Consider the following 24,716-nt stretch of genomic DNA (forward strand, 5'->3'; position numbering starts at 1 on the left):
CGGAAATCTCGAAGCGGAACGAGCGGGATCATCCCGCCCAACACAGGGAGGCGCGCGTGGCGCAGACCATCGGGTTCATCGGGCTCGGCAATATGGGCGGCCCCATGGCGGCCAATCTCGTCGGGGCCGGCCACGCGGTGCGGGGCTTCGACCTCGTCCCGGCCTCCCTCGATGCAGCGCGCGCGGCCGGCGTCGCGGTCGCGGGATCCGCCCTGGAGGCGGCCGAAGGCGCCGATATCGTGGTGACCATGCTGCCGGCGGGCCAGCACGTGGTCGAGGTCTGGACGCAGCTCACCGGAGCCGTTCCGGCCGGCACGCTGCTCATCGATTCCTCGACCGTCGACGTGGAGAGCGCGCGCAGGGCCCACGCGCTGGCCGAGGCGCGCGGCTGCCCGTCGATCGACGCGCCGGTCTCGGGCGGAACGGGCGGCGCCAAGGCCGCCACCCTCACCTTCATGGCCGGCGGCTCGGCCGAGGCCTTCGCGCGGGCCGAACCGGTGCTCAAGGCGATGGGCAGGTCGGTGTTCCATTGCGGCGCGGCCGGCGCCGGTCAGGCGGCCAAGATCTGCAACAACATGATCCTCGGCATCTCGATGATCGGGGTCTGCGAGGCCTTCGCGCTCGGCGAGAAGCTCGGCCTGTCGCGCCAGGCCTTGTTCGACGTGGCCTCGGTCTCCTCCGGCCAGTGCTGGTCGCTGACCACCTATTGTCCCGTTCCGGGGCCCGTGCCGACCTCGCCCGCCAACACCGATTACCGCCCCGGCTTCGCCGCCGGACTGATGCTGAAGGACCTCCGCCTCGCCCAGGCCGCTGCGGCGAGCGCGGGCGCCGCGACGCCGCTCGGGGCCGAGGCCGCACAACTCTACGCCCTTTTCAACGCCCTCGGGCACGGAGCCGAGGACTTTTCCGGCATCATCCGTATGCTGCGCGGCAGCGAGGCGGGGGACGCGGCCTGATGGATTACGAGACGATTCTCACGGAGACGCGCGGGCGCGTCCTGCTGATCACCCTGAACCGGCCGAAGGCACTCAACGCCATCAACCGGCAGCTCACCGCCGAGGTGATCGACGCCGCGACGCGGGCCGACGCGGATCCCGAGATCGGCTGCATCGTGCTGACCGGCTCGGCCAGGGCCTTCGCGGCGGGCGCCGACATCAAGGAGATGCAGGCGGCGACCTATGCCGAGATGTATGGCGGCGACCGCTTCGCCGACTGGGAGCGCTTCACCGCCGTGCGCACGCCGATCGTCGCGGCGGTGGCGGGCTACGCACTGGGCGGCGGCTGCGAGCTCGCGATGATGTGCGACTTCATCCTGGCCGCCGATACCGCCGTGTTCGGCCAGCCCGAGATCAAGCTCGGCGTGATGCCGGGCATCGGCGGCAGCCAGCGCCTCACCCGCTTCGTCGGCAAGTCGAAGGCGATGGAGATGTGCCTGACCGGGCGCAACATGGACGCGGCCGAGGCCGAGCGCTCCGGCCTCGTCTCGCGTGTGGTGCCGGCCGACCAGCTCCTCGACGAGGCGATGAAGGCGGCCGAGACGATCGCCGCGATGTCGCTGCCGATCGCCATGATGACCAAGGAGGCGGTCAACCGCGCTTACGAGACCACGCTGACCGAGGGCGTGCGCTTCGAGCGGCGCGTCTTCCACGCCATGTTCGCGACGCGGGACCAGAAGGAAGGGATGGCCGCCTTCGTGGAGAAGCGGCCGGCGAGGTTCACGCATGAATGACGCCGCGCTCCTCCCATGAGGGGGGAGGAAGCGAGCCGCGAGACGGATTAGGACAGGCACAACAAGAAGCCGCGAAGTACCCTTGGGAGAACGCCGATGCCGAGCTTCCGCGAGGCGAGGGACCTGCTCCTCGCCCACCGCACCGACCACGAGGCCGCGGTGGCGGCCTTCCGCTGGCCGGATCCGGTTCCGTTCAACTGGGCGCTCGACTGGTTCGACGCCGATCTTGCCGGATCCCCCGAGAGCCGCGAGCGCACCGCGCTCTGGATCGTCGACGCGGCGAGCGGCGCCGAGATCCGGCTCACCTTCGCCGCATTGAGCCGGCGCTCGAATCAGGTGGCCAACCACCTGCGCGGGCTCGGATTGCGGCGCGGCGATCACCTCCTCCTGCTCCTCGGCAACGTGCCGGCCCTGTGGGAGACCATGCTGGCCGCGATGAAGCTCGGCGCCGTGGTCATCCCGGCGACGACACTGCTGACGGCGGACGAGCTCGCCGACCGGCTGGAGCGCGGCCGGGCGCGGATGATCGTGGCCGGTCCCGAGCAGGTCGCGCGCTTCGAGGGCGTGGAGACGGGCGGCATCACCAAGGTGGTGACGGGCCCGGCCGTCCCGGGCTGGCAGCCCTACGACGCGGCCTTCTCCGAATCCGAAGCCTTCGCGCCCGATGCGCCGACGCAGGCCGACGATCCGTTCCTGCTCTACTTCACCTCCGGGACCACGGCGAAGCCGAAGCTGGTGCGCCACAGCCACCGCTCCTATCCGGCAGGCGCGCTCTCGACCATGTACTGGCTCGGGCTTCAGCCCGGCGACATCCATTGCAACGTGTCCTCGCCGGGCTGGGCGAAGCACGCCTGGTCCTCGTTCTTCGCGCCCTGGAACGCGGGTGCCACGATCTTCGTGGTCAATCAGGCGCCCTTCAGCGCCAAGGCGCTGCTCGGCGTTCTGGAACGCTGCGGCGCCACGACGCTCTGCGCGCCGCCGACCGTGTGGCGCCTCGTCATCCAGGAGGATCTCACCGCCTACAGGCTCGCTCTGCGCGAGGTCTGCGCGGCGGGCGAGCCGCTGAACCCGGAGGTGATCGAGCGCGTGGCCGAGGCCTGGGGCCTCACCATCCGCGACGGCTACGGCCAGACCGAGACCACGGCCATCGTCGCCAACACGCCGGGGCAGGCCGTGAGCCCCGGCTCGATGGGCCGCCCGCTGCCGGGCTACCGGGTGCGCGTACTCGATATCGACGGCAACCCGGCGAGCGAGGGCGAGGTCTGCCTGCCCCTCGATGGGGAGCGGCCGGCGGGCCTGATGCAGGGCTACGACGACGGCGCGGGCCGGCTCTCGGGCGCGGAGGGGGCGCTCTACCGCACCGGCGACGTCGCGTTCCTGGACGAGGCGGGACGGCTCACCTTCGTCGGCCGCGCCGACGACGTCTTCAAGTCGTCGGGCTACCGGATCAGCCCGTTCGAACTGGAGAGCGTGCTGATCGAGCACCCGGCCGTCGCGGAGGCGGCCGTGGTGCCGGCCCCCGATGCGATCCGCCATACCGTGCCGAAGGCCTATCTCGCCCTCGTCGGCTCCGCGGAGCCGACACCCGAGACGGCGCTCGAGATCTTCCGCTTCACCAACAGCCGACTCGCCCCGTTCAAGCGCCTGCGGGCTCTGGAATTCGTGGGCGAGTTGCCGAAGACGATCTCGGGCAAGATCCGGCGCGTCCAGCTCCGGCGGCTGGAGCATGAGGGCCGCACCGACGATCCCTATCGCGGCCGTGCCTTCACCCAGTCGGATTTCCCGGAGCTGCGGGCCGAGAGCGGGCCCCGGCCGGACTGAGGCGATCCGGCCGTCAGCCCGGTTCCAGGGCGAACCCGTCCGGGCCGATGCCGCCGGCCCGGGCATAGGCATCGAGACTGGCATAGCGGGTGGGGTCCAGGGCTGGGACCTCCGCGGGGATCGGCCCGTCGCGCAAGGCGAACAGCGTGTCGAGGAGCGCCCGCGGGTCGCGGGTCGGCGGGATCAGAACGCCGCCGCCCGCGCTCCGGATGCGCTCGGCCGGTGCGCCGAAATCGAAGGCCACGACCGGAAAGCCCGCGTCCCAGATCTCGGACAGGACATAGGAATAGGTCTCGGGCCAGACGCTCGGCAGGAGCACGAAGTCGGGTTCGGCGGCGGCGAGCCGGGCGCCCAGCTCGGCGGGCGCGTAGGCGCCCGTGACCTCGACATTGCCGTAGCGCACGAGGCTCGGCGTGTCGGGCGTGTAGCCGATCACCGTGAGGAAGAACGGGATCCGGTCGCGCGCAGCCCGCTCGGCCATGCGCAGCAGGAGCTCGAACCCCTTATGGGCGCCGATCGCGCCGACGACCGCGATCCGCAGCGGTCCGGCGGCAGGTGGCGCGGCCGGAACAGGAGCGACCCGGCCGGACGGCTGCGGCCCCTGGCCCGCATGCGGCTCGGGATGGGGCACCACGACGATGTCGTCGAGGCCGAGCCGTGCCCGGTAGCGGTCGGCCGTGTCCTGTGAGGGCGCCAGCAGCCGCTGCGCGCCGCGCAGGATCCGCGTGTTGAAGCCGAGGAAGGCGTCGAGATCGGTCTCGATCAGCGCCGCCTGATCGGCGAAGTTGTAGTCCACCCCGCCACCGACGCAGAGCTGGCAGACGTCCGGCGGCGGCTCGCCGCAATAGAACTTGCGCCCGTCGGTCAGATTCACGCGCGGGCAGTACCATTGGAAGTCGTGCAGCATCACGACATAGGGGCGGTCGCCCGAGAGGAGCCGCTCCAGAAGGCCGCTCCCGTAGGTCAGGCGCGAATTCACGTGGAGGCTCACCGAGACGCCCGATGCTTCGAGCGCGGAGAGCAGATCCGGGACGCGATCCGGTGACAGGGTGAGCGTCGTCTCAGCCCCGTCGAAGGCGAGTTCGAGGCGTGTGTCCTCGCCCGTATCGTCGACGGGGGCGAGGATCGCCACCTCGTGGTCCTGCTCGCGCGGCAGCATCCGCAGGTCGTTGACGTAGCGCTTGGTGCCGCCGCCGAGCCCGTGCGTCAGGTGGAGGGTGAACCTGCGGAACCGTCCGGCGAGCAGGCGCAGCAGGACCGCGATGCGCAGGCGCTCGAAGGGGTCGGACCGCGTGAGGGCGGTCAGCTCCTCATTGTATTCGGGGTAGAGCGCCTCGAGCCGGGCGTGGTTCGTCGCGAGCAGTTCGAGCCGGGTGGTATTGGTGAAGGAGACCGAGCCCTCGTGCATCACGAAGGTGTCCGTCGCCGCCAGGTGGATCCAGCCGAGATCGCGCGCCGACAGGCACCAATCGACCTCCTCGCAATAGCCCCGGCCCCAATCGGGAGAGAGCGGGCCGACCTCGTCGAGGGCCGCCCGGTTCATGTGCATGCAGAAGCCGACGCCGGTGGGGATCTCCGCCGGCTCGGCCCCCTCGGCCTGGAAGGCGCGGTCGAGCGCCTCCACGTCGAGTCCGAGGGCGGGCCGGTTCCGCAGCGTCAGGCTGGGGAAGCTCAGCAGGGTCGCCGTGTTGGACATCGGCGTGACCGACGCGATGCCGCGCCGGCCGTGGCAATGGCGGCTCAGGCGCTCCACGGCGCCGGGCGGCAGGATCGTGTCGGCGTTGACGAGAAGGGCGTCCTCGCCGGGCTCGAGCAGGCTGAGACCCCGGTTGACGGTGCCGATGAAGCCGAGATTCTCCGGATTGTGGAGGATCGTGAGCCCGGGCACCCCACGCGCGGCGAGGTCGGCCAGGACGGTGGCGACTGCCGGATCGGGCGAACCGTCATTGATGACCAGCGCCCGGATCCGTCCCACGCGCAGCTGCGGGATCAGCGAGGCGAGGCAGAGTTTGAGGTCGTCCAGGCCGTTATAGACAGGGACGATCGCGCAGACCGGCGGCAGCGGACCGGGATTGACGCGCAGCGCATGCGCGCGCGGCGCAACGGGCGCGGCTTGTATCGAGGCGCGCGTCGAGGGGCGGAAGGCGATGCGTGCGTCGCAGACGCGGTCCTCCTCGCGGATGCGCCGGCGCAGGGCACTGCGTTCGGGCAGGGTCGCGGTCGGCTCGCTCGGCCGGCCCTCGCCGCCGAGCAGCAGCGCGCGGGCCTCGCCCCGGCGGGCCGCGACCCGGGCCAGCACCGCATCGCCGATCTGGCCGACCACGACGCCGGTGCCCTCCGGCCCCGCGACGAGGGTGCTGCCCTCGGTGAACGCGACGTCGTCGAACGAGAAGCTCGCCCAGTTCCGGCCGAACGTCGCCTTGATGTCCGGGCGGGCGTGGGTCTTCACCTCGGCCCGTGTGATGCCGTCACTGACGATCCGGATCGTGGTGGGCACGTCTCCGGTCGAGCGGTCGAAATACCAGCCGGACAGGCGCAGGGCGTTGGCCGCCTCGATGTGGAATTTCGGCCGCGCGCTCCAATGGCCGAGATCGAGCACGGTGTCCCCCGCCCGCACGCCGAGCCGGTGCGCCGATCCATCGAGGACGTGGTGCGGGAGCAGCAGGCGAAAGCCGTTCCAGCCGCCCTGGCCTCCGGGCAGCATGAGCTCCCGGCGGAAGCGGTCGAGCCCGACCGGCTCGCCCGCAACCCCGTCCACGAGCAACTGCACCTGGGGAGCCGGGTCCGAGAAGAGCGGAGAGATCCAGCCTTCGAGGCCGTAATTGCGCACCCCGTCGAGATGCCCCGCATAGAGGCCGGGACCGGTGGTGAAGCGGCGGCGGCGCGTGCGTCCGCGGACGGTCACGCTGACGGTGACGGCCGAGGCGGTCCCGAAGAGCGCTGGGTCGAGGGCTGCGGTGACGAGAGCCTCGCTCTCGGTCCGCGTGATCCGCGCGATGGGCAGGACCCGATCCGGACCTCGGCCCGCGCGCGCCGCGACACGGACCTCCTCCGGCCGCACGTCTGCGCTCACCGCGACCACGACGCCGCCGTTGAAGACCGCGAACCACGCGACCGGGCCGCTCTGCATCGGCAGCCAGCGCTGGCCGCCGAGGGACAGGCGCCTCAGGTACTTCAGGAGATCCAATGCCTGCTCGTTCCCTTTGGCCCCAGAAACGGCAGAGCCGCGAACCTCGCCGGATCCGCCAGGCCCGCCGCCGGGCCCGTTCGGGTCCGCGCCTCATAACGGCTTTTGCGGGTTGACGAAAAGTACGCCCTCCCCCGCGTCCAATGAACAACGCGTGCGCATTCACGGCTCTCGTCGGCCGGCCTGGCCATACCCATATGGCCGTCGTCCCCTCCCGAACCGGTCTTCTCCGTGGTCGTTCTCCGGATCACCGTCCTCGCGCTCGTCCTCGCCTTCATCGCCCCCATCGCCGTCTCCGCCCTGCTCTACGCAGTGCGCGAGCGCGGCGACTGGCGCCTGGCCGACCGCTCCAGCGCCGGCCTGCTGCCCGATCCGGCTCGCCATCCGGCAGCCGTCGTGCGGATCCTGTCCGCGCGTACGGTGAGTTGGCGCGGCATCTTCGCGACCCATGCCTGGGTGGTCGTCAAGGAGGCGGGGGGGCGCACCTACAGTCGCTTCGACTACACGGCCTGGGGCCGGCCGATCTGGGTCGACCGGTTCGTGCCGGACGGACGCTGGTTCGGCAGCACGCCGGAGGTCGTGTTCGCGGCTGATGGGGACGAGGCCGCCGCCATGATCCCCGACATCCGTGCGGTGATCGCGTCTTACCGCTATGCGCAGCCCGGCGACTACACGGTCTGGCCGGGGCCGAACTCGAACACCTTCGTTGCCGCGATCATGGCCGCAGTGCCCGCGATGGGCGCGAGCCTGCCGGCCACCGCCATCGGCAAGGACTTTCCCTATGACGGGCGCTGGTTCGGCCGGACCCCGTCCGGAACGGGTCTGCGTCTCAACCTCGGCGGTTATCTCGGGCTGACCATTGGCTGGGTCGAAGGGGTCGAGCTGAACCTGCTGGGTGCGGTGGCCGGGCTCGATCTGCGGCGTCCAGCCCTCAAACTGCCAGGGGTCGGCCGCGTCGGGCTCTGACGGCACCGATCGCGCCCGGACGTGTTCGTGTGCGGCGGCGCACCTCGCCGCGGATGGAACGAGCGCAGGAAACGGGAGCGAAACGGCCGTACGTCAAGGGTTGCGCCGTCGCAGCGGAGGCGGCCCGATGACTCTCTCCCGATCGACCCGTTTCCTGAGCCTCGTCTTCGCTGCGCTGGCGCTCGTCGTCGTGCCCCTGGCGAGCCCGCTTCTCGTCTCGCTCAGCCTGATCCTCGGCGGTGTGCTCGTCGCTTGGCGCGGCGCTGCCGATCTCGCCGCGTCCGAGCCTTTGCCGATCATCCCGTCGGGCGTCATGCTCCGGCACGCCCTCTGACGGCCGGCCTCAGCCGCCGCGGCTGAGCACCGGGCAATCGGCGGTGAAGGGGCCCAGGACGACGTCGCCCTGAGCCGGATTGTTGACGGTGAAGGGCGCGGTGCCCTGCCGGCCGAGGAAGCCGCCACCGAATTCCGGTCGGAGGTGGCGCTCGCCGAAGCGCATGAAGCAGCGGTCGAGCACCGCCTCGTAGTCGAAGCTCGCCTCCGCGACCGGGCGGCTGCCCGAACCCGGGACGGCGCAATAGGCCGAGAGGCTGAGCCGGCCCGGACGCTCGAGCCGGAGCGGGACGGAACGCCCTGGCAACAGGGTCACCGGCGGGCCGCCGTCCCGGCTCGCCACCAGGACATAGGCCGAGCGGTTGTAGACCCGGCGCAGGCAGCCGGCTTCGGCTGCCGTGCTCCAGGCCGCGCCCCAGCTCACAGCGACGGTGAGGGTGGCGACCGCGAGGCGGGCGCGATGTCTCCGATACGTCATGGCCTTACGCGATCCCTACACGGTCCATCCCCTCCAATGGTGATAGGGCGTCCCGCCGCGCCGCCAAGCCCGGCGCCGCCGCCGGTGGCCGAGATCGCGGTGGATGGCCGACGGAGAGCCGCTTGACCCGTCGGACCTGCCGGAGCCATCCAGAACATATGTCGAACTTGGGGGAAGCGGCGCTCGGAAGCGTGGTCTCGGCCGGCGAGGCCGGGCGCGACGGCGCGCGAGCCCGCAAGATCATCCATATCGACATGGATGCGTTCTATGCCTCCGTCGAGCAGCGGGACGATCCGGCCCTGCGCGGGCGCCCCGTCGCGGTGGGCGGCGCGCGCGAGCGCGGCGTGGTCGCCGCGGCGAGCTATGAGGCCCGCGCCTTCGGCGTGCGCTCGGCCATGCCGGCGGTCACCGCACGGCGGCGCTGTCCCGACCTGATCTTCGTGAAGCCGCGCTTCGACGTGTATGCCGCGATCTCGCAGGAGATCCGGGCGATCTTCGCCGAGCATACGGCGATCATCGAGCCGGTCTCCCTCGACGAGGCCTATCTCGACGTCACCGAGAACCTCCAGGGCCTGCCGACCGCCACCGCGGTGGCGCGCGCCATCCGGGCGACGATCCTCGCACGCACCGGCCTCGTGGCCTCGGCGGGCGTCTCCTACAACAAGTTCCTGGCCAAGGTGGCCTCGGACCACCGCAAGCCGGACGCCCTCTTCGTGATCACGCCGGAGATGGGGACACGCTTCATCGAGGACCTGCCGATCGGGCGCTTCCACGGCGTCGGGCCGAAGACCGAGGCGCGCATGCGCGGCCTCGGCATCGAGACCGGGCGCGACCTGAAGGCGCGTCCGCTCGAAGAACTCGTCGCCCGGTTCGGCTCATCGGGCGCCTATTACCACGCCGTCGCCCGCGGCATCGACGAGCGGCCGGTTCGGGCGCACAGGATCCGCAAGTCGATCGGCGCGGAGACTACCTTCTTCACGGATGTCGAGGCCTACGACGCCCTGGCCGAGCGCCTGCGCCCGCTGGTCGAGCGGGTCTGGGGAGCGAGTCTCGCCAAGGGCGTCCGTGCACGGACGGTGACGCTGAAGCTCAAGTTCTCCGATTTCGCGATCCTGACCCGAGCCCGCTCCGGTGCCGCCTTCCTGGCCGATTGCACGGCCTTCGAGGCGGTCGCCCTGAGCCTGCTGCGCGACCTCTTCCCCCTGCGGCGCAGCGCGCGCCTGATCGGCGTCAGCCTGTCGGGCCTGAGCACGCAGCAGGACACGGCGCCGACGCAGCTCGGCCTCGGTCTCTGACCCGGTCGGCCACGCCAGGACAGCGCCGCGGGAGCGCTCCATGGGTTGAGGATTTGTCCCTCCCCCGGATGCTACTAGAAAATTAACGCAGTTGAATTTCTACCACTGCGAGCAGGCTTAGTTTCCGGCGCCGGGACGGTCGGGGAACGGGATGCCGCTGCACCTCATCCGCAAGCTGGAATCCTTCACCCGTCTCTCGGTCCTCGACCGGCAGGCGCTGGAGTCGATCACGGTCGAGAAGCAGCGGCGGCTCGGCGCGCGTGAGGACATCATCTGCGAGGGCGACCGTCCGAGCCACATCAACCTGATCCTCGACGGGTGGGCCTGCCGCTACAAGCAGTTGGAGGACGGGCGTCGCCAGATCATCTCGTTCTTCCTGCCGGGCGACCTCTGCGACTCGCATGTCTACGTGCTGCAGGCGATGGATCACTCGATCGGCACGCTGACGCCCGTCACCTTCGCGGAGATGTCGCGCGAGAGCCTGATCCAGATCACGAACCGGCAGCCGCGCATCATGCAGGCGCTGTGGTGGGACACGCTGGTCTCGGCCTCGATCCAGCGGGAATGGACGGTCAATCTCGGCCAGCGGTCGGCCACCGAGCGGGTCGGCCACCTCCTCTGCGAGCTGTTCGTGCGCCTGCGCACCGTCGGGCTGACCGAGGGCGATGGCTGCCTGCTGCCGGTGACGCAGGCGGATCTCGCCGATGCCATGGGCCTCTCGACCGTGCACATCAACCGCACGCTGCAGGAGCTGCGCGGCGCCGGGCTGATCGTGCTGAAGGGCCGGCACCTGACGGTCCCGGATCTGAAGGCGCTGCAGGTCGCCTCGCTGTTCAATCCGAACTACCTGCATCTCGACCATGTCGGCCGGCATCTCGACGCGGGCGCGGTCGCCGAATCATGAGCGCGAGGCGCTGGGGGGCGGAGCGCGGGGCGCAGGGCAGGATCTTCTTGGATGGGCAGCCCGCATCCCGCGCGATCGGGATCCGTGTGCGGCTGCTCTCGATTGCACAGGTTGTCGCGGCCCGAAGACCGGGCAGCGGCAGGCTCGATCCGATTCTGAGGCAGCCGAAGGGTGCCGACGCATGACAGAGCGGCGCGAAGACCTTCCCGGGACTCATCCGGCCCTGGGGCAGGATGGGCCCGAGGCGTTGCGCCTGCTGGTGGAAACCTTGCCGCAGCTCGTCTGGCGCGCGCTGCCCGGCGGCGACTGGATCTGGGCGAGCGGGCAATGGGCCGCGTATACCGGCCAGACCGGAGGACAGTTCGAGGGTCAGGGCTGGCTCGCTGCCGTGCATCCGGACGACCGGGCGCGGACGGCCCTGGCCTGGCAGGGGGCCGAGGCCGGGGGGCGCCTCGAGGTCGAGCACCGGCTGCGCAGCGCCGCGGACGGCACCTACCGCTGGTTCGAGTGCCGCGCGCTGCCCGTGCGCGATGCGGGCGGGCGGGTGACGGAATGGTGCGGCACCGCCACCGACATCCACGACATGAAATCGCTGCAGGAGCAGCAGATCCAGATGCTGTTCGAGCTGCAGCACCGGGTGCGCAACACGCTGGCCGCCGTGCGGGTGATCGCGCGCCGCTCCGCCGAGACCAGCGACAGCGTCGAGACCTATGCGATGCATCTCGACGGGCGCCTCGACGCCCTCTCGCGGGTGCAGAGCGCGGTGATCCGCAACCCGTCGGCCGGGATCAGCCTCGCCATGCTCGCCGCGGATGAGCTCGATGCCTGTTGTGCCAACGAGGACCGGCAGGTGCGGATCGCTGGGCCGCTCGTGCTCCTGCGCGCCCGGGCGGCCGAACGGATGGGACTCGCCCTGCACGAACTCGCGACCAACGCCCTGAAGTTCGGGGCCCTGGCGCAGCCCGCCGGCCGGATCGACGTTGCGTGGCGCCTGGAGCAGATCGACGGCGCCGAGCATCTGGTTCTCGACTGGACGGAGAGCGGCGTGCCGCTCGCGGTACGCCCGCCGCGCCGCAGCGGCTTCGGCATGGACGTACTGGAGCGGATGCTCGTCCACGACCTCAAGGCCGACACCGCGGTGCGCTTCAACCCGGAGGGGTTGGCCTGCCGGATCGTCCTGCCCGTCGGCCTCCAGATCGAGCCGGTCCGGTAGAGCGCGACATCCGCGGATCGGAGGGCCGGTCCCACGGCCGCCTCGACGGCTCCAAGCCGTTGGGTTGGCGCGTCCTCGCCTGCCGAGCCGGCATCCGCCTCGGCGGAAGGGCGTGCTAGCTGAGACGGCGCCGGTCCGCCTCGGTGATGTCGCTGCGGTCGCCGAGCAGGCGGCGTCCGGAGGCGATCACCTGCAGCGCCTCACGGCTGCCGCCCTCGGAGCGCGCCACGGCTTCGAGGTCGCGGAGATAAGCGCGGACCGGGGCGCGGGCCGTCGCATCGGCGCCGAGCACGGGTTCGACCTTGGTGGTGACGAGATCCGTCACCGACGCCCAGAATTCCGCCGTCCTGCTGGATCGATCGACCATCGCGTCACTCCCTGTGGCCTGGGTGCTGATGGTCCGCAGCCACGCCGCTCTCGCAATCACACAGGTTGGTGGCTCTGCTTCGGTGCGCTGCCGCACGCTGGAGGCGGACCGCGTTGAGCCCGCCCGCCGGCCGCGACGGGCTCAGCGCGCGCTGCCGGTCCGGTGCGGACTCGGGTCGAGCCGACCGCTCGGCGTGGTGCGGCAACGGTCTGCGGCTTCCTTGTCGCGCTCCGACGTGTCGCGAACAGGCTTGCGCGGCTCGGGCCTCGCCTTGTTTGCCGCCGGATCGCGGCTCTGGGTTGGCATGGCACGCTCCTCGTCGTGGCGCCGGCCCCCCCCGGTCCGGCTGGACCCCCTTGCGCCAACCCGGCCGCGGGCGATCCGGTTCGGCGCGGAGGCGCCGTGTCCCGTCGCGCGCCGCCTCAGGCCGGGAACCTCGGCCTCGGCGTCTCGGAGGTGTCATGGGCGCCTGCTACCGAACGCGTGACCGCGATCTCACGACAAGCAGACCGATGTCCGAAGATTCGAGCGTGGCCGACGCCGCGACCCTGGCCGCCATCCGCGCCGAGCTGATTGACAGCTACGACGAGGAGCTCGAGCAGGAGATGGAGGAGGACCGGCTCGACCGGCTCGATGGCGTGCCGCTGGAGGGGCGTGAGCCGGCCCTGAGCCGCGGGCTGTATTTCCGCGAGCTGCTGCGTCTGCAGCACGAGCTGGTGCGGCTGCAGGACTGGGTGCAGCACGAGAAGCTGCGCATCGTCGTGCTGTTCGAAGGCCGCGATTCCGCCGGGAAGGGTGGCGTGATCAAGCGGATCACGCAACGCCTGAACCCCCGCGTCTGCCGTGTCGCCGCCCTGCCCGCTCCGAACGAGCGCGAGCGCACGCAATGGTACTTCCAGCGCTACGTCGCCCATCTGCCGGCGGCGGGCGAGATCGTGCTGTTCGACCGCTCCTGGTACAACCGCGCCGGCGTCGAGCGGGTGATGGGCTTCTGCGCGGAGGCCGACGTCGAGGAGTTCTTCCGCTCGGTCCCCGAATTTGAGCGCATGCTGGTCCGCTCCGGCATCGTGCTGGTGAAGTACTGGTTCTCGATCACCGATGCCGAGCAGGCCTTCCGCTTCCGCATGCGGATCGAGGATCCCCTGAAGCAGTGGAAGCTGTCGCCCATGGACGTGGAATCCCGGCGCCGCTGGGAGGACTACACCCGCGCCAAGGAGGACATGCTGGCCCGCACCCACATTCCCGAGGCGCCCTGGTGGGTCGTCGAGGCGGTGGACAAGCGTCGCGCCCGGCTCAACTGCATCGCGCATCTCCTCGAGCAGGTGCCCTACGGTCATGTCGACCACCCGCCGGTCCACCTGCCGGACCGGGTGCGCCACGCGGACTACATCCGGGCCCCGGTGCCGGACACGATGATCGCGCCCGACCGCTACTGAGCGAGGGTGCGCCTCAGGCCAGCAGGTCGCGGTGGGTTCGGCTCCTGGCGAGCCAACCCCGAGCGTAGCCGCAGAGCGCCACGATCCGACGCTCTTCCTCGCGGGCCCGGCCCGCGACCAATCCCATCAGGCGGCTGGCCGCGCCGGTGCCGCGCAGGGCGGGCGGAGCGTAGACGTAACGGATCACGAGCAGGCCCGGCTGCCGCTCGTAATCGGCGAACACGATCTGACCGTCGACATCGAGCTCGAAGCGCTGGCGCTCGGCATTGTCGCGCATGCGGGGGACGGGCCCTACCAGGAGGTCGGCTTCGGGTTGCGCTCGTCGAACCCCATTTGGTGCCAATAGGGATAGATCGGCGTCTCGCGGCTCGCCGCGTCGAGCCGCGCGCCCTGCTCGGGCGTGAGGGACCAGCCGACGGCGCCGAGATTCTGCTTGAGCTGCTCCTCGGTGCGCGCGCCGACCACGATGTTGCACACGGTCGGCCGCGACAGGAGCCAGTTCAGCGCCACCTGCGGCACGGTCTTGCCGGTCTCGGCCGCGACCGCGTCGAGGGCATCGACCACGCCGTAGAGGTAGTCGTCGGAGACCGGCGGGCCGCCCTCGGCGCCTCCGGCGGCGATCCGGCCGCCCTGGTTCGCCTGTCCGCGCCGGATCTTGCCGGTGAGCCGGCCCCAGCCCAGCGGGCTCCAGACCATCAGCCCGACGCCCTGGTCGAGGCCAAGCGGCATCAGCTCCCACTCGTAGTGGCGGCCGATCAGGGAATAGTAGCCCTGATAGGCGACGTAGCGGGCGAGCCCGTGGCGCTCGGACGTCGCGAGCGCCTTCATGAGCTGCCAGCCGGAGAAGTTCGAGGCGCCGATATAGCCGATCTTGCCCGACCGGGTGAGGTCGTCGAGGGCCCGCAGCGTCTCGTCCACCGGGGTGAGCGCGTCGAAGCCGTGCATAAAGTAGACGTCGATATGGTCGGTGCCGAGCCGCTTCAGGCTGGCCTCGCAGGCGCGGATCAGGTGGTAGCGCGACGAGCCGACCTGGTTGAGGTCGTCGTTGAAACGGAACGTCGCCTTGGTCGAGAGGATCGCCCGGTCCCGCTTGCCCTTGAGCGCCTGACCCAGGACCTCCTCCGAGGCGCCCTGCGAGTAGATGTCGGCGGTGTCGAAGAAGTTCACCCCCGAATCGAGGCAGAGATCGACCATCCGCGTCGCCTCGGCGACGTCGGTCTGGCCCCATCGCTGAAAGAACTCGTTGGTGCCGCCGAACGTGGCGGTCCCGAAGCTGAGCACCGGCACCATCAGGCCGGAGCGTCCGAACTGCCTGTATTCCATCGGGTCCTCGCATGGGATCTGGCGTCGCGGGAGCGCCTGATCGATCTAGCGCGGCATTCCGCTTCGGCCGCCCCCGGCCGCTGCAGGGGTGCCCTGCAGGGCGGCCCCGGTCTTCAGCCCTCCTCCTCGATCACGGCCTGAGCGATCTGCACGGCGTTCCCGTTGATGCGGGCCGCGATGCCGTGACCGAGGGCGACCGCGCCGATGCAGAGCACCACGGAGGCCGCCACGTTGACGAGGGCCCGCACGGTCGCGCCGTTCCGCATGAGATCGAGGGTCTGGAGGCTGAAGGACGAGAAGGTGGTGTAGCCGCCGCACAACCCGATCATCACGAAGAGGCGCAGGTTCTCGGAGGCGGGAAAGCGCCCATGGGCGAGCGTCAGCGTGCCGAACAGTCCGATGACGAAGGAGCCCGTGACGTTGATGATGATCGTGCCCCACGGCAGGTCGCGGCTGATCGGCAGCGCGAGCACCGAGACGAGGTAGCGGGCCAGGGTGCCGAGGGCACCGCCGATCATGACCCAAAGGCAGGTGGTGAAGGACATGCGCGCTCCAGGCTTCTGCGGCGGGCATGAAAAAACCCGCCGTCGCGGCGGGTGGCTCCGGGCACACGCCTACCGCTGGCTTCGCGGTAGGAGTCATCAGCCCACGCGGGCGGTTGTCGGGGAACTCCATCCCCATCGCAACCGGGCGTAGCCGCTCGCGCGGCGCAACGCAAATCCCGTCGCGCCGCGACCCCTAAAGCATGCTGCTGCTTCTGTGAAAGAGCAGCATGCTTTATCCTGTTGTGATCGCACGATGATTTCGGAGAGCCGGATTCCGCGTTTCCGCATCGTGCTCTATCGAAAATCCGTCGCCACGAGGCCGTGGCGACCGAGCTTGTCGTAGAGGGTCTTGCGCGGGAGGCCCAAGGCCTCGGCCGCGAGCTTCACGTCGCCGCCCGCCACGATCAGCTCGTCCCGGATCAGGTCGCGCTCGAAACGGTCGACCTGCTCGGCAAGGCTCGGGGCCGGACCCGGAGCCGGGGCGGCACGCTCCTCCGGTCCGAAGCCGAGGGCGCAGCGCTCGGCGAAATGGCCGAGTTCGCGCACGTTGCCGGGCCAGGCATGGCGCGCGAGATGGTCGCGGATCGCCGGTGTCACCGGCGGCGCCTCCCGTCCGAAGCGGTCGGCCGCACGGGTGAGGAAGTGCTGGAACAGCAGCATCACGTCCTCCCGCCGCTCCCGCAGGGGAGGGATCGACACGGTGATCACGTTGAGACGGTGGAAGAGGTCGTCCCGGAAGGTGCCTTGCACGGAGGCCTGGCCGAGATCGACCTTGGTGGCGGCCACCACGCGCATGTCGATCGGGCGGATCTCGTTCGAGCCGAGCGGCTCGACGGTGCGCTCCTGCAGCACGCGCAGGAACTTCACCTGGATCGGCAGCGGCATGCTCTCGATCTCGTCGAGGAAGAGGGTGCCGCCCTGGGCGTGCTCGACCCGGCCGACGCGGCGCTTCACCGCCCCGGTGAAGGCACCCGCCTCGTGGCCGAACAGCTCGCTCTCGACCACGCTGTCGGGCAGCGCCCCGCAATTCATCGCCACGAAGTTGCGGGAGGCGCGCCGGCTCCAGCGGTGCAGGGCGCTCGCCACCACCTCCTTGCCGGAGCCGGTCTCGCCCAGCACCAGCACGTCGACATCGGCCTGGGCCACGTCGCGCACGAGGCGGCGCAAGCGGACGATCTCGGGCGAGATCCCGAGGAAGGCCGGGTCCTCGTCCACCGCTTCCTCCAGCCGCGCCCGCAGGCGGCGGTTCTCCAGCACGAGACGGCGCCGCTCCAGGGCGCGGCGCACCGAGCCGATGAGCGCCTCCGCCGCATACGGCTTGGCCAGGAAGTCGTAGACGCCGGCCCGCAGCGAGCGCACCGCCATCGGGATGTCGCCGTGGCCGGTGATCAGGATCACGGGCAGATCCGGATCGGCGGCGTGCAGGCGCTCGAACAGGGCGCGCCCGTCCAGGCCCGGCAGGCGGATATCGCTGACGACGACCCCCGGCGGCGCGGCCTCGATCGCCGCGAGCGCGCTCTCCGCATCGCCGAACGCCTCGACCGCGAGGCCGTCGAGTTCCAGGCTCTGGCGGTTGGCGCGGCGCACATCCTCCTCGTCGTCGACGAAGACGATGCGCTCGGCGGGATCGGTCTCGCTCATGTCGCCTCGGTCTGCAGGGCGGATGCCGGTTCAGCGGGGACGGCCCGGTCGAGTTCCATCCGGAACACGGTGCCGCCGCCCTCTGCATCCTGAACGCTCAGGGTGCCGCCGCATTCCTCGACGATGCCGCGACTGATCGCGAGGCCCAGCCCCAGCCCGTCCGGCTTGGTGGTGAAGAAGGCATCGAAGATCTGGGCGCGCTCGGCGTCCGGGATGCCGGTGCCGTTGTCGCGCACCGCGATGGCCGCGCGCCGTGGGACGACCGTCGAGACCGTCACCGACACCTCCGGATCGGGCCGCTTGGCCACGGCGTCGAGGGCGTTCTGGAGCAGGTTGATCAGCACCTGCTCCAGGCGCGGCCCGTCGCCGATCACGGACAGGTCCGGCGCGCTCTCCACGTTCAGGAGCACGCCCTGGCTCTGCGCGCGGCTGGCGACGACCTCCAGGCTGCCCCGGAGGATCGCCTCGACGGAGACCGGCTCGCGTCGGCCCGAGGCGCGCCGGGCGAAGCCCTTGAGCTGGCGGGTCAGGCCGCCGATCCGATCCACCAGCCGGCCGATCGCGGCGACGTTCTCCACGGCATCGTCGGACCGCCCGCGCCGGACCAGGATGCCGGTATTGTCGGCATAGGAACGGATCGCGGCGAGGGGCTGATTGATCTCGTGGGCCATGCTCGCAGCGAATTGGCCGAGGGCTGCGAGGCGTCCGGCCTGGGCGAGCTCGCGGCCGAGCCGCTCGCGCTCGATCTCCGAGCGGCGGCGCTCCTCGATCTCGTCGCGCAGCTGCGCGTTCGCCTCACTGAGCGCCTGGGTCCGCTCGGCGACGCGGGCCTCGAGCTCCGCGCGGCGGGTTGCCGCCTCCGCGAGCCGGGCCCGCACGCGGGCGCGTCGGGCAAGCAGGGTGCCGAGTCCGAAACAGGCGAGGCCGGTGGCGAGGACCGCGATGGCCCGCGCCTGATTGCGCTCGCGGGCCACGGCGCCACCGACCGGCGTCAGGGTGTGGAGGCGCCACTCGGTCTCGGGCACGGGCGCGTCGAGCATTAGGGCGAGCTGGGCCGGCTGCGCGCCGCGGCCGACCCTGACCAGTCCGTCCGCAGCCGGATGAAGCGGCATCGGCGCGAGGGCGGCCTCTCCGAATTCCAGCGCTTCGCGGATCCGGGCCTGCGCCCCCGGCTCGATCGGCCGCAGGGTCCGGAACTGCCAGGCGGGGTCGCTCGCCACCAGCACGATCCCGCGGGGATCGGCAACGAAGACCAGCTCGCGGGCGGCCTGCCACGCCGCCTCGACCCCGTCGAACTCGGTCTTGACCACGACCACGCCCGCCCCGTCGCCGATGCGGCGGGACAGGTAGAGGCCGGGCCGGCCGCTCACGGTGCCGAGGGCGAATTGCGCGCCGGCCCCGCGCGCCATGGCCTCCTGGAAATAGGGCCGGAAGGCGTAGTTGCGTCCGACGAAGCTGCGCTCCATCGCGGCGTTGCTGGCGGCCACCGTCAGCCCGTCCGCGCGGATCACGTAGATCACCGCCGAGCCCGTCGCCTCGACGATCTCGGCGAGCCGCGCGCTCAGCCTGTCGGCGAGGCCGGGGGCCGGATCCGGCCCGACCGCGGCGACGATCTCCGGGTCGGCGGCGAGCGCCAGCGGCAGGGCGCTCTGGCGGCGCATCTCCGTGTGCAGCGCGCCCACCTGGATGACCAGGGTCGACTGGGCCGCGCGCCGCAGATCCGCGAGGGCGCGGCGTTCCGCGATCGCTCCGGCGAGCCAGGCGGAGGACGCCATGGCGAGCAGCCCGAGCCCGATCAGCAGCGTGCGCAGCCGGCGCGAACCGGATCGCGGCGCCGTCATGGCGCGCTGCCCGCCGTTCCGGGATTCCGGAACGGAATGCGGACCCGCGTGCGGGATCTCGGAAGGGCGCCGCGGACCGGGCGGAAAAGGTTGCAGAAAAACACTGTCAGATCAGGGCGTTAACAAAATATTTCCGGCGGCTGCCGGCTGGCACGGGGGTTGCCATTCCCGATCCGTAACGCAGCCCTGCCACCCGCGCATGACTGCAAGCCTGCAGGCCAAAAGCAAGAGCGACCGAAGCCCGTCCGCGACGGAGCCCGAGGCGTCGAACCGACCTGGATCACGAGGAGATGCCGCCATGGCTGCCGTACCGTCCCCGCTCACCGCGCCGCATGCGCCGCCGGCCCCGAAGCCGCTCTACAAGACCCTGTATTTTCAGGTGCTGGTCGCCGTCGCGATCGGTATCGCGCTCGGCCACTTCTATCCGCAACTCGGCGCGGACATGAAGCCGCTCGGCGATGCCTTCATCAAGCTCGTCAAGATGATCATCGCGCCGGTGATCTTCCTCACCGTCGTCTCCGGCATCGCCGGCATGACCAACCTCGAGAAGGTCGGCCGCGTCGGCGGCAAGGCGCTGATCTACTTCCTCACCTTCTCGACGCTGGCCCTGATCGTCGGCCTGATCGTCGCGAACCTCGTCCAGCCGGGCGCGGGGATGCACATCGATCCGAAGTCGCTCGATGCGAAGCAGATCGCGATGTACGCCGAGAAGGCGAAGACGCAGTCGATCACCGACTTCCTGATGAACATCATCCCGACGACGGCCGTCGGCGCGTTCTCGGGCGGCGAGATCCTGCAGGTCCTGTTCTTCTCGATCCTGTTCGGCTTCGGCCTCGCCTTCCTCGGCGATCGCGGCAAGCCGGTCCTCGACATCATCAAGGTGCTGTCCGAGGCGATCTTCGGCGTCGTGAACATCATCATGAAGGTCGCCCCGCTCGGCGCCTTCGGCGCGATGGCCTTCACGATCGGCAAGTACGGCATCAGCTCGCTCGCCAACCTCGCCTACCTCGTCGGCGCCTTCTACCTGACCTCGGCGATCTTCGTCTTCCTCGTCCTCGGCGCCGTCGCCCGCTACAACGGCTTCTCGATCGTCAAGCTCATCCGCTACATTAAGGAAGAGCTGATGCTGGTGCTCGGGACCTCGTCCTCCGAGTCGGCCCTGCCCTCGCTGCTCGAGAAGATGGAGCGCGCCGGCTGCTCGAAGCCGGTCGTCGGCCTCGTGGTCCCGACCGGCTACTCGTTCAACCTCGACGGCACCAACATCTACATGACGATGGCGGCGCTCTTCATCGCCCAGGCCACCGACACGCCGCTGTCGCTGGGCGAGCAGGCGCTGCTCCTCCTCGTGGCGATGCTCTCGTCGAAGGGCGCGGCCGGCGTCACCGGCTCGGGCTTCATCACGCTGGCGGCGACGCTCGCGGTGGTGCCCTCGGTCCCGGTGGTCGGCATGGCGCTGATCCTCGGCATCGACCGGTTCATGTCGGAGTGCCGCGCTCTGACGAACTTCATCGGCAACGCAGTGGCCTGCATCGTCGTCGCCCGCTGGGAAGGCGAGTGCGACGAGGCCAAGCTCGCCGCAGCCCTGGGCGGCAAGTCGGTACCGGCGGAGACCTCCGCCCCGGTTCTTCAGCCGGCCGAGTGACGCCCGAGTCCGCCGGCCGCCCGCGGGGTGGCCGGCGCGACCGATCCGGGCCGCGGATGCCACAGGGCGTCCGCGGCCCGTCTCGTCTGCCGCTCAGCGCGCCGTCACCGGCACATCGAAGCCCGGGCCGCGATGCGGCTCGTCGCGCAGGGTGAAGTGCCACCATTCCTGCGGATAGGGCGCGAAGCCCGCCGCCTCCAGGGCCGCCCGGAGCCGGGCCCGATTGGCCCGCTCCGCCGACGGGAGTTCGGCCCCCTCCCCCGAGCGCGGGCTGAACAGGTCGAAGGGCGTGCCCATCGGCAATTCCGCCCCACTTGCCCGGTCGATCAGCGTGATGTCCACGGTCGAGCCGCGCGCATGGCTCGATCGCTCGGCGATGTAGCCGAGGCGGAACAGGTCGCGCTTGTCGATCTCCGGATAGAACTCGGCCTCGCCGACGCGATCGTCGAGGTCGCGCGCCCAGCGCACGAAATGGGCGACCGCCCTGAGCGGCCGATAGCAGTCGAAGACCTTGAGGCCGAGGCCGTTCCGCGCCAGCGCGTCCTGGGCCCGGGCAAGCGCCCGCGCCGCCTCCGGCGTCAGCAGGCAGAGCGGTGCCTCGTAGCCGTCGATGGGCCGCCCGACGAAGTTGTGGCCGGTCGCATAGCGGATCTCCGTGGCGAGCCCCGGCACGATCCGGCTCGCATCGACGAGGTTGGGGCCGGCCCATGCGGGGCCCGCCAGGATCAGGGGGACGAGGATGGCCGCGCGCTTGCGGCAGGGCCGCCGCCGTGCTGCGTTGGCGCGCAACCGCAGCGCGGGATGGTGATGGTTCGCATGCACCGGCCTGTCTCTCCCTGTCCTGACCTGCGCGACGAAGCCGGCACGATCGCCGGGCGACCGAGGATCGGCAAGGTCCGGCCCGGTGCCGTGTTGGCGGAGGGCCGCCGCGCCGCGCGCGGCCTCGCCCGTCTCGCCCTCGCCCTGGTCTTCCCGCCGACCTGCGCCGGCTGCGGCGGCGCCACCATGGATGCCGGTGCGCTCTGCCCGGCCTGTTGGTCATCCCTGCGCCTGATCGCGCCGCCCCTCTGCCCGCGTTACGGCACGCCCTTCGCCGTGGACTTCGGTGGCCCGCCCCTGCTCTCCCCGCGCGCGATCAGCGAGCCGCCGGTCTTCGCGCGGGCCCGGGCCGTGGCCCTCTACGACGCCGTGGCGCGCCGCCTCGTCCACCGGCTGAAATACGAGGATCGTCACGATCTCGCCGGGGCGATGGCCCGCATGATGGCGGCGAGTGGCGCCGAACTGCTCGCCGAGGCCGATTGCGTGGTGCCGGTGCCGCTCCACCGCTGGCGCCTGTGGCGGCGGCGCTTCAATCAGGCGGCGCTCCTCGCCCGGCCGATCGCCCAGACGGCCGGGCTGCCCTTCGAGCCGGGGCTGCTCGCGCGCGCCAAGGCCACGCGCTCGCAGGTCGGTCTGTCGCGGGCGGCCCGCGCCGAGAACCTTCAGGGTGCCTTCACGGTGCCGCGGTCCGCGCGCCCGCGGCTGCAGGGCCGGCATGTCCTGCTCGTCGATGACGTGACCACGACGGGGGCCACCGCCAACGCCGCCGCGCGCGCGCTGCTGCGGGGCGGCGCGGCGCGCGTCGATCTTCTCACCTTCGCCCTGGTGGCCGAGCCGCTGGGGTGACGCCTCCGACGATCCGCGATCGATCCCTTCGGGAGGGCGGATGGCGATGGCGCTCAATCGGCGCGCGGGCTTGCCGATACGGGTTCCACTGGGATCAACCGGAACCCCGGATCAGGCGGCCTCGTCCGTCCGCAGGGGCGGCCGCACCACGGCGAGGGTGAAGTCGTAGGCTTCGGCGATGGTCTCGTACCAGAGCGAGAACGGCGTCGGCTGGGCGAGGGACACGTCGCCCTCGGCCTCGAAGGCGCCGGTGCGCAACTCGGCCCCGAGCTTTGCCGCGAGCCGGATCATCGGACGGTTCCGTGCGAGGCAGCGCACGTGCAGGCTGCCGACCCCGCGGTTGCGGGCGGCCCGCGCGATGCGCGCGAACAGGGCGGTGCCGAGACCGCGGCGGCGATAGGCCCGCTCCACCGCGAAGGCAGCCTCGGCCTGCGCCCCGAGGCTGAAGGCGGAGGCGTGGGGCCCCGCCGGCCGCAACTCGCCGAGGCCGCGCAGGGCCCCGTCCACGAAGGCGCCGAAGGCGAGGCCCTCCGCCGCGACGACGCGCTCCGCATAGGCGCGCACGCCGGCCTCGCCGACGCCGCCCAGGAAGCGGTTGGCACGCGTCTCGGGGTCGAGGCGCAGGAAATAGTCCAGGATGGCCGGCTGATCGCTCGGCCACAGACGCCGGACGGCAGGGCCCGGCGAGAAGGTGGTTGCTGGCGTTGCCAAATCGGGTCTCCGGTCTGCGACGCGCACGCGGCACGCGGGTCCGGACGTCCCCTCCCAAGGCCGGCGCACTGTGGCACCGCTGCCAATTTTGTGCAATGCAGCGGAAATGCCGATGCCCGTGCGTCGCACGGTCGCCGCGGAGACACTCACGAAACGCCAGCTGCGCCGTCGTGCCCAGAAGGAGATCGCCTGGCCGCCGGGCGTTTCGTGAGCGCACTCAGTGCCGGCCGTGGCCTTCTGTCAACGCTGCGGCCCCCGTGCCGGTTGATCCGCAGGCGGCATCACGGCAGATCGCCGCGAGGGTCGGCCCGAAGCGTGCGGCGCGGCCCGGAGAGCAGAACCGTGACAGTCAGCCCACAGGTCCAGACCTCCGCGCCATCGGCCGGCATCGCGGCCTCGGGCCCGGTCCAGCAGCGCTACGAGGCCCTGGTCGCCTCCGGGGCGATCGAGCGGGACCCCGCCCAGGTCACGGTGGTGCGCGCCCTCGATGGGCTGATCCAGGCGCTGCAGCGGCGTCAGCGGGCCAGCAAGGGCAGCGCGCTGGGCTGGCTGTTCGGCCGCAAGGAGACCGGGCCGCCGCCCAAGGGGCTCTACCTCTGGGGCTCCGTGGGCCGCGGCAAGACCATGCTGATGGACCTGTTCCATGAGGCCGCCCCGGGCGCGAAGCGGCGCGTCCATTTTCACGGCTTCCTCGCCGACGCGCACGAGCGCATCCACGCCTACCGCCAGGCGCTGAAGCGCGGCGAGGTGAAGGGCGACGATCCGATCGGCCCCGTGGCCGAGGCGCTCGCCGCCGAGGCGAAGCTCCTCTGCTTCGACGAGTTCACCGTCACCGACATCGCCGACGCGATGATCCTGGGGCGTCTGTTCAAGGCGCTGTTCGCCCGGGGCGTCACGGTGGTGGCGACCTCGAACGTCGAGCCGGACCGGCTCTACGAGGGCGGCCTGAACCGTGCGCTGTTCCTGCCCTTCATCGCGGAACTGCAGGAGCGGGTGACGGTGATGCGCCTCGATTCCCGCACCGATTTCCGCCTGGAGAAGCTCGGCGGCGCGCCGGTCTACCATGTCCCGGCCGATGCGGCGGCGAAGGAGGCGCTGGATGCCGCCTTCCGCAGCCTGACCGGCAAGGCCAAGGGGGCGCCGACCAGCGTGCGCGTGCAGGGCCGCGACGTGCCGGTGCCGGAAGAGGCGATGGGCGTCGCCCGCTTCGGCTTCCGCGACCTCTGCGCGCAGCCGCTCGGCGCCTCCGACTACATGGCGCTGGCCCGGCGCTTCCATACGCTGATCGTCTCGGACATCCCGGTGATGGGCGAGGCTCAGCGCAACGAGGCCAAGCGCTTCATCACGCTGATCGACACCCTCTACGATGCGCAGGTGAAGCTCGTGGCCTCCGCCGAGGCCGAGGCGCAGGACCTCTACACCGCCCGTGAGGGCCGTGAGGCCTTCGAGTTCGACCGCACTGTTTCGCGGCTGATCGAGATGCGCTCCTCGGAATACCTCGCCCTGCCGCATGGCAAGGGGGAGCCGAGCGGCGCCAGCACCGGCCTCGTCGAGACCTGAGCGGAAGGCACGGGGGAGAGTCGATCTCGCCTGCGCGCGATCTATCTTCCCGCGGGCCC

General features: G+C 71.1%; 22 protein-coding genes and 1 riboswitch. Of the genes, 12 read left to right on the forward strand and 10 right to left on the reverse strand.

All coding sequences use genetic code 11. The features are described from left to right. Positions 1–56 precede the first annotated feature (56 nt). The 3 genes from mmsB (at position 57) to MET9862_RS12890 (ending at position 3,550) form a co-directional block, all read left to right on the forward strand. Entirely contained in the window at positions 57–956 is a 900-nt protein-coding gene (gene mmsB / locus MET9862_RS12880) for a 3-hydroxyisobutyrate dehydrogenase (RefSeq protein WP_142583357.1), read from the forward strand. Then, the gene (locus MET9862_RS12885) at positions 956–1,729 is read left to right on the forward strand and encodes an enoyl-CoA hydratase (protein ID WP_142583358.1); all 774 of its coding nucleotides are present in this window, start codon (positions 956–958) and stop codon (positions 1,727–1,729) included. The genes mmsB and MET9862_RS12885 overlap by 1 nt, the downstream gene beginning before the upstream one ends. 96 nt (positions 1,730–1,825) lie before the next feature. After that, positions 1,826–3,550, forward strand: a complete 1,725-nt coding sequence (locus MET9862_RS12890) for an AMP-binding protein (protein WP_142583359.1) — start codon at positions 1,826–1,828, stop codon at positions 3,548–3,550. Between the two features lie 13 nt (positions 3,551–3,563). On the opposite strand, the gene MET9862_RS12895 is transcribed toward MET9862_RS12890, so the two are convergent. Further along, the gene (locus MET9862_RS12895; RefSeq protein ID WP_142583360.1) at positions 3,564–6,737 is read right to left on the reverse strand and encodes a glycosyltransferase; all 3,174 of its coding nucleotides are present in this window, start codon (positions 6,735–6,737) and stop codon (positions 3,564–3,566) included. Between the two features lie 231 nt (positions 6,738–6,968). Here MET9862_RS12895 and MET9862_RS12900 point away from each other — a divergent pair, with 231 nt between their 5' ends. Both MET9862_RS12900 and MET9862_RS12905 read left to right on the forward strand, forming a co-directional pair. Then, positions 6,969–7,703 carry a DUF3750 domain-containing protein gene (locus tag MET9862_RS12900; protein WP_142583361.1) on the forward strand — a complete coding sequence of 245 codons (735 nt, stop codon included), beginning with the start codon at positions 6,969–6,971 and terminating at the stop codon, positions 7,701–7,703. A gap of 127 nt (positions 7,704–7,830) precedes the next feature. Further along, entirely contained in the window at positions 7,831–8,037 is a 207-nt protein-coding gene (locus MET9862_RS12905; RefSeq protein WP_142583362.1) for a hypothetical protein, read from the forward strand. 9 nt (positions 8,038–8,046) lie between these two features. Here MET9862_RS12905 and MET9862_RS12910 read toward each other — a convergent pair whose 3' ends face one another. Then, positions 8,047–8,514, reverse strand: a complete 468-nt coding sequence (locus MET9862_RS12910; RefSeq protein ID WP_244612697.1) for a hypothetical protein — start codon at positions 8,512–8,514, stop codon at positions 8,047–8,049. A 158-nt stretch (positions 8,515–8,672) separates the two neighbouring features. Between MET9862_RS12910 and dinB the strand changes: the two genes are divergently transcribed. From dinB to MET9862_RS12925, 3 genes are all read left to right on the forward strand, one after another. Beyond that, complete coding sequence (dinB, locus tag MET9862_RS12915) at positions 8,673–9,809, forward strand: DNA polymerase IV (protein WP_142583363.1); 1,137 nt, start codon at positions 8,673–8,675, stop codon at positions 9,807–9,809. 151 nt (positions 9,810–9,960) lie between these two features. Continuing rightward, entirely contained in the window at positions 9,961–10,713 is a 753-nt protein-coding gene (locus tag MET9862_RS12920; protein WP_142583364.1) for a Crp/Fnr family transcriptional regulator, read from the forward strand. A gap of 181 nt (positions 10,714–10,894) precedes the next feature. After that, positions 10,895–11,926 (forward strand): HWE histidine kinase domain-containing protein, encoded by a 1,032-nt coding sequence (locus MET9862_RS12925; RefSeq protein ID WP_185156852.1) that lies wholly within the window; start codon positions 10,895–10,897, stop codon positions 11,924–11,926. Between the two features lie 115 nt (positions 11,927–12,041). On the opposite strand, the gene MET9862_RS12930 is transcribed toward MET9862_RS12925, so the two are convergent. Further along, the gene (locus MET9862_RS12930) at positions 12,042–12,293 is read right to left on the reverse strand and encodes a hypothetical protein (protein WP_142583366.1); all 252 of its coding nucleotides are present in this window, start codon (positions 12,291–12,293) and stop codon (positions 12,042–12,044) included. Between the two features lie 512 nt (positions 12,294–12,805). On the opposite strand from MET9862_RS12930, the gene ppk2 reads away from it, so the two are divergent. Beyond that, positions 12,806–13,729, forward strand: a complete 924-nt coding sequence (ppk2, locus tag MET9862_RS12935; protein WP_142583367.1) for a polyphosphate kinase 2 — start codon at positions 12,806–12,808, stop codon at positions 13,727–13,729. A gap of 13 nt (positions 13,730–13,742) precedes the next feature. Here the strand turns inward: ppk2 and MET9862_RS12940 are convergent, their stop codons facing one another. The 5 genes from MET9862_RS12940 to MET9862_RS12960 all read right to left on the reverse strand — a co-directional run bounded on the left by MET9862_RS12940 (position 13,743) and on the right by MET9862_RS12960 (position 19,079). After that, positions 13,743–14,006, reverse strand: a complete 264-nt coding sequence (locus MET9862_RS12940) for a GNAT family N-acetyltransferase (protein WP_142583368.1) — start codon at positions 14,004–14,006, stop codon at positions 13,743–13,745. Positions 14,007–14,020: 14 nt separating this feature from the next. Further along, positions 14,021–15,052, reverse strand: coding sequence for an aldo/keto reductase (locus MET9862_RS12945; protein ID WP_142583369.1), 1,032 nt, complete (start codon positions 15,050–15,052; stop codon positions 14,021–14,023). Between the two features lie 113 nt (positions 15,053–15,165). Beyond that, complete coding sequence (crcB, locus tag MET9862_RS12950) at positions 15,166–15,597, reverse strand: fluoride efflux transporter CrcB (protein ID WP_142583370.1); 432 nt, start codon at positions 15,595–15,597, stop codon at positions 15,166–15,168. 80 nt (positions 15,598–15,677) lie between these two features. Continuing rightward, a riboswitch (Fluoride riboswitch) is annotated at positions 15,678–15,740 on the reverse strand. Between the two features lie 151 nt (positions 15,741–15,891). Beyond that, a complete protein-coding gene (locus MET9862_RS12955) occupies positions 15,892–17,238 on the reverse strand; it encodes a sigma-54-dependent transcriptional regulator (protein WP_142583371.1) in 1,347 nt (448 codons plus the stop codon). After that, positions 17,235–19,079, reverse strand: a complete 1,845-nt coding sequence (locus tag MET9862_RS12960; RefSeq protein WP_142583372.1) for a sensor histidine kinase — start codon at positions 19,077–19,079, stop codon at positions 17,235–17,237. The genes MET9862_RS12955 and MET9862_RS12960 overlap by 4 nt, the downstream gene beginning before the upstream one ends. Before the next feature lie 298 nt (positions 19,080–19,377). On the opposite strand from MET9862_RS12960, the gene MET9862_RS12965 reads away from it, so the two are divergent. Next, a complete protein-coding gene (locus MET9862_RS12965) occupies positions 19,378–20,721 on the forward strand; it encodes a dicarboxylate/amino acid:cation symporter (protein WP_142583373.1) in 1,344 nt (447 codons plus the stop codon). A gap of 93 nt (positions 20,722–20,814) precedes the next feature. Here MET9862_RS12965 and MET9862_RS12970 read toward each other — a convergent pair whose 3' ends face one another. Beyond that, the gene (locus MET9862_RS12970; RefSeq protein ID WP_244612698.1) at positions 20,815–21,543 is read right to left on the reverse strand and encodes a M15 family metallopeptidase; all 729 of its coding nucleotides are present in this window, start codon (positions 21,541–21,543) and stop codon (positions 20,815–20,817) included. Here MET9862_RS12970 and MET9862_RS12975 point away from each other — a divergent pair. Next, a complete protein-coding gene (locus MET9862_RS12975) occupies positions 21,538–22,386 on the forward strand; it encodes a ComF family protein (protein WP_142583374.1) in 849 nt (282 codons plus the stop codon). The genes MET9862_RS12970 and MET9862_RS12975 overlap by 6 nt on opposite strands. A gap of 111 nt (positions 22,387–22,497) precedes the next feature. Here MET9862_RS12975 and MET9862_RS12980 read toward each other — a convergent pair whose 3' ends face one another. Next, positions 22,498–23,097 carry a GNAT family N-acetyltransferase gene (locus MET9862_RS12980; protein WP_142583375.1) on the reverse strand — a complete coding sequence of 200 codons (600 nt, stop codon included), beginning with the start codon at positions 23,095–23,097 and terminating at the stop codon, positions 22,498–22,500. A 342-nt stretch (positions 23,098–23,439) separates the two neighbouring features. On the opposite strand from MET9862_RS12980, the gene zapE reads away from it, so the two are divergent. Next, on the forward strand, positions 23,440–24,657 hold the full coding sequence (zapE, locus tag MET9862_RS12985) for a cell division protein ZapE (protein WP_438616613.1): 1,218 nt from the start codon (positions 23,440–23,442) through the stop codon (positions 24,655–24,657). The last annotated feature ends 59 nt before the right edge of the window (positions 24,658–24,716 follow it).

It is taken from the genome of Methylobacterium symbioticum, from assembly GCF_902141845.1.
In the GTDB taxonomy this organism is placed as follows: Bacteria; Pseudomonadota; Alphaproteobacteria; order Rhizobiales; family Beijerinckiaceae; genus Methylobacterium; species Methylobacterium symbioticum.

What these genes read in the sequence shown, in the direction of transcription:
- crcB (WP_142583370.1), bottom strand. Translation starts at nt 15,597, where the DNA reads ATGTCCTTCACCACCTGCCTTTGGGTCATGATCGGCGGTGCCCTCGGC.
- MET9862_RS12945 (WP_142583369.1), bottom strand. Translation starts at nt 15,052, where the DNA reads ATGGAATACAGGCAGTTCGGACGCTCCGGCCTGATGGTGCCGGTGCTC.
- MET9862_RS12960 (WP_142583372.1), bottom strand. Translation starts at nt 19,079, where the DNA reads ATGACGGCGCCGCGATCCGGTTCGCGCCGGCTGCGCACGCTGCTGATC.
- MET9862_RS12955 (WP_142583371.1), bottom strand. Translation starts at nt 17,238, where the DNA reads ATGAGCGAGACCGATCCCGCCGAGCGCATCGTCTTCGTCGACGACGAG.
- MET9862_RS12925 (WP_185156852.1), top strand. Translation starts at nt 10,895, where the DNA reads ATGACAGAGCGGCGCGAAGACCTTCCCGGGACTCATCCGGCCCTGGGG.
- MET9862_RS12910 (WP_244612697.1), bottom strand. Translation starts at nt 8,514, where the DNA reads ATGACGTATCGGAGACATCGCGCCCGCCTCGCGGTCGCCACCCTCACC.
- dinB (WP_142583363.1), top strand. Translation starts at nt 8,673, where the DNA reads ATGTCGAACTTGGGGGAAGCGGCGCTCGGAAGCGTGGTCTCGGCCGGC.
- MET9862_RS12905 (WP_142583362.1), top strand. Translation starts at nt 7,831, where the DNA reads ATGACTCTCTCCCGATCGACCCGTTTCCTGAGCCTCGTCTTCGCTGCG.
- MET9862_RS12930 (WP_142583366.1), bottom strand. Translation starts at nt 12,293, where the DNA reads ATGGTCGATCGATCCAGCAGGACGGCGGAATTCTGGGCGTCGGTGACG.
- MET9862_RS12975 (WP_142583374.1), top strand. Translation starts at nt 21,538, where the DNA reads ATGCACCGGCCTGTCTCTCCCTGTCCTGACCTGCGCGACGAAGCCGGC.
- MET9862_RS12965 (WP_142583373.1), top strand. Translation starts at nt 19,378, where the DNA reads ATGGCTGCCGTACCGTCCCCGCTCACCGCGCCGCATGCGCCGCCGGCC.
- MET9862_RS12890 (WP_142583359.1), top strand. Translation starts at nt 1,826, where the DNA reads ATGCCGAGCTTCCGCGAGGCGAGGGACCTGCTCCTCGCCCACCGCACC.
- ppk2 (WP_142583367.1), top strand. Translation starts at nt 12,806, where the DNA reads ATGTCCGAAGATTCGAGCGTGGCCGACGCCGCGACCCTGGCCGCCATC.
- MET9862_RS12940 (WP_142583368.1), bottom strand. Translation starts at nt 14,006, where the DNA reads ATGCGCGACAATGCCGAGCGCCAGCGCTTCGAGCTCGATGTCGACGGT.
- MET9862_RS12885 (WP_142583358.1), top strand. Translation starts at nt 956, where the DNA reads ATGGATTACGAGACGATTCTCACGGAGACGCGCGGGCGCGTCCTGCTG.
- MET9862_RS12920 (WP_142583364.1), top strand. Translation starts at nt 9,961, where the DNA reads ATGCCGCTGCACCTCATCCGCAAGCTGGAATCCTTCACCCGTCTCTCG.